This is a genomic window from Acidisphaera rubrifaciens HS-AP3, assembly GCF_000964365.1.
Lineage (GTDB): Bacteria > Pseudomonadota > Alphaproteobacteria > Acetobacterales > Acetobacteraceae > Acidisphaera > Acidisphaera rubrifaciens.
Genome location: NZ_BANB01000133.1, coordinates 1 through 2674 on the forward strand (window position 1 = coordinate 1; position 2674 = coordinate 2674).

3 protein-coding genes are annotated in these 2674 nt (G+C 72.1%); all 3 read right to left on the bottom strand.

Features of this window, described 5'->3' with window-relative positions:
• On the bottom strand, nucleotides 1–475 hold a 475-nt coding region (locus B8460_RS04995; protein ID WP_052945131.1), incomplete at its 3' end, for a hypothetical protein.
• A gap of 16 nt (nucleotides 476–491) precedes the next feature.
• Complete coding sequence (locus B8460_RS05000) at nucleotides 492–914, bottom strand: TspO/MBR family protein (protein ID WP_277813925.1); 423 nt, start codon at nucleotides 912–914, stop codon at nucleotides 492–494.
• Nucleotides 915–1055: 141 nt separating this feature from the next.
• Nucleotides 1056–2674, bottom strand: a 1619-nt coding sequence (locus B8460_RS05005) for a membrane protein (RefSeq protein ID WP_048860482.1), incomplete at its 5' end; no start/stop codon positions are given.

A 2674-nucleotide genomic window follows, 5' to 3' on the forward strand; every position in this document is an offset into this window, starting at 1 on the left:
GTTCGGCGCGGGTCATCGGCTTGCCGGCGTCGGCGGCGGCGGCGGACTGCGTCGGTCCGTGGCCGCGCATCGCCCCTTCGACGCCGCGATACGACAGAATCAGGAAGGTGATGTCGTTACGGCCGAGATCGACCGACAGCTCCAGGGGCGACATGCCCAGCAGGTTGTGACCCTGAAGGTCGGCCCCGCGCGAGATCGCGTCGCGGGCCGAGGAGATGTCGCCGCGGTTGATCGAGTCGAACAGCTCGTCGGTCGGCTCCATCTCGCTGGTGGGCCGCTCGGCGGGGGTCACACGGTCCTTGGCGGGCTTGGCGCCGGGCAGGGCGTCGGGCCGGTCGGGCGCCGCGACCTTGGGCGGCGTGCTCGGCACGGAGCCGGGGCCGGACGACAGGTTCGCCCCCTGTGCCAGGGCGGAGGCCGGCAGCGCGGCGGCTCCGAGCGCGGCGGCGATGGCGGCGAGCGTCATGCGGTTCATGGCCACACCCCTTATCCTAATCCCCGTTCAGCCACCAGAAACCAGCGGTCAGGTAGGTGGCATACAGCACCCAGACGCAATACGGCAGCAGCAACAGCGCCGCCAGCGGAACGATGCGGCCGAATATCCGCACCGTGCGGCCCAGCAGCACCACCAGCACCCCCATCACCAGCAGCGCGAGGCCCGGCAGGCGCAGACCGAAGAACGCCGGAGTCCACAGCGCGTTCGCCAGCAACTGCCAGCCCCACAGGCGCAGCGCGCGGCCGCCGCCGGTGCGCCGCCAGACCAGCCACGCCGCGCCGGCCATCATCAGGTACAGCGTCGTCCAGACCGGGCCGAACACCCAGTTGGGCGGCGTGCCGGGCGGGCGCCGCAGCGACAGATACCAGGTGTGGACGCTCGTTGCCGTCACCGCGCCGGCCGAGAGGGCGACCAGCAACGACAGGCCGAGGAAGCCGACCAGGGCCAGCGCCGAGGGCAGCGGCGCGGAGGAGCCGGGCTGCCAGCCGCGCTCGTTGGGTTCACTGTTCAGGAAAGCACCGCCCTCCCTGTCACACGCATCCGTTCCCTCGATAACCCGTCACCGCCCCTCGCGCCGCCAGGCCGCGATGGCGAGGCCGAGCAGCAGCGGCAGCGATATCCAGGCCGGCAGCAGCGCCAGGGCGGCGATGCCGGTCACGACATGATCGTGGCGGCGCTCCAGCCCGATCCAGTCCGCCCCCGCCGCCTGCCGTCCGGGTTCGACCCGCAACAGGCTTGGCAATTTCAGCCCTCCGTCCGATCCCTCCAGCCAGTGAAGGCTGCCGCCGCTGCTATGCACGAGGGGGGCCAGGACGGTCCCGGTCGCCCGCAGATCGGCAATTTCCAGCGGATCGGCGGCGGCGGAGGCGGCATAGGTCGTCCGCTTGCCGTCGCCCACCTGCCAGACACCGGGCAGCCGCGCCGCGACGACCGCCGTCGCGTGGCCGGGGCCGACCGGCGTCAGCTTCACCACCGACGCATGGCCGTCCGGGTCCGTCACCGTGACAGAGGCGACGCGCCCGGCATCCTCGGTCGTGCGCCGGTCGATCCGGAGCGCACCGTCGCTGACATGGGCGACCAGGGCATTTTCCTCAAGCTCCGGCTCCTTCATGGTCCAATGGGCGATGCGGCGCAGGAGTTCCGCCTGCGGGCCGCCGCCCATGTGGCCGCGTGACCACAGCCAGATCTGATCCGACAGCAGCAGCCCCACCCGTCCGCGCCCGACGCGGTCGAGGATCAGCAGCGGCTGCCCGTCGGCGCTGGTCATCAGCACGTCGCCGTGCACGTCGCTCGGCGCGATGCGGCGGTACCAGGGGCCCCAGGTCGGCCGGCTGTCCGCCTTCGCCGGGTTGTTGGCGCCCGGCAGGTCGGCGGTCACCGGGTGGCGCTCGCCGAGCGCGGTGACGCGGGGGCGGAACTGTCCGTCGATCACCGCGTCGCCGTCGGCCAGCGGGCGGGCCGGCAGGATATCGGCGAGCGGCGTGTCGGCCAGGCTCGCCGGTCCCGCGAACTCCGGCCCGACCGACAGCAGCAACGAGCCGCCGTCGCGCACGTAATCGGCGATGTTGCGCAGATAGGGCATCGGCAGGAGGCCGCGGTTCTGGAAGCGGTCCAGGATAATCAGGTCGAACTCGCGTATCTTGACCTGGAACAGCTCGCGCACCGGAAAGGCGATCAGCGCCAGCTCGTTGAGCGGCGTCAGGTCGTCCTTCTCCGGCGGCCGCAGGATGGTGAAGTGGACCAGATCGACCGACGGGTCGGCTTTCAGCAGGCGCCGCCACGTCCGCTCGCCCGAATGCGGCTCGCCGGAGATCAGCAGCACGCGCAGCCGGTCGCGCACGCCGTTGATCTCCACGACCGCGCGGTTGTTGATCGGGCTGGTTTCGCCCGGCAGCGCCTCGGCCTGCAGGTCGAGCACGGTCGGGCCGGCGCGGGTGATCGGCACCTCGATACGGTGCTCCTCGCCGATCGGCACGCTTTCCACGGTCGGCGGATCGCCGTCGCGGCGCACGGTCAGGCGCGCCGTGCCGGTCGGGTGCGCGACGCCCAGATCCTCGATCGCGACGCGCAGCGTCACGCTGTGACCGACGAGGCCGTAAGTGGGCGCCTCGATGACGCGCAGCCGCCGGTCCGTCTCCTCGCCGCGGGCCGGGATCAGCACGTGCAGCGGCACCTTGT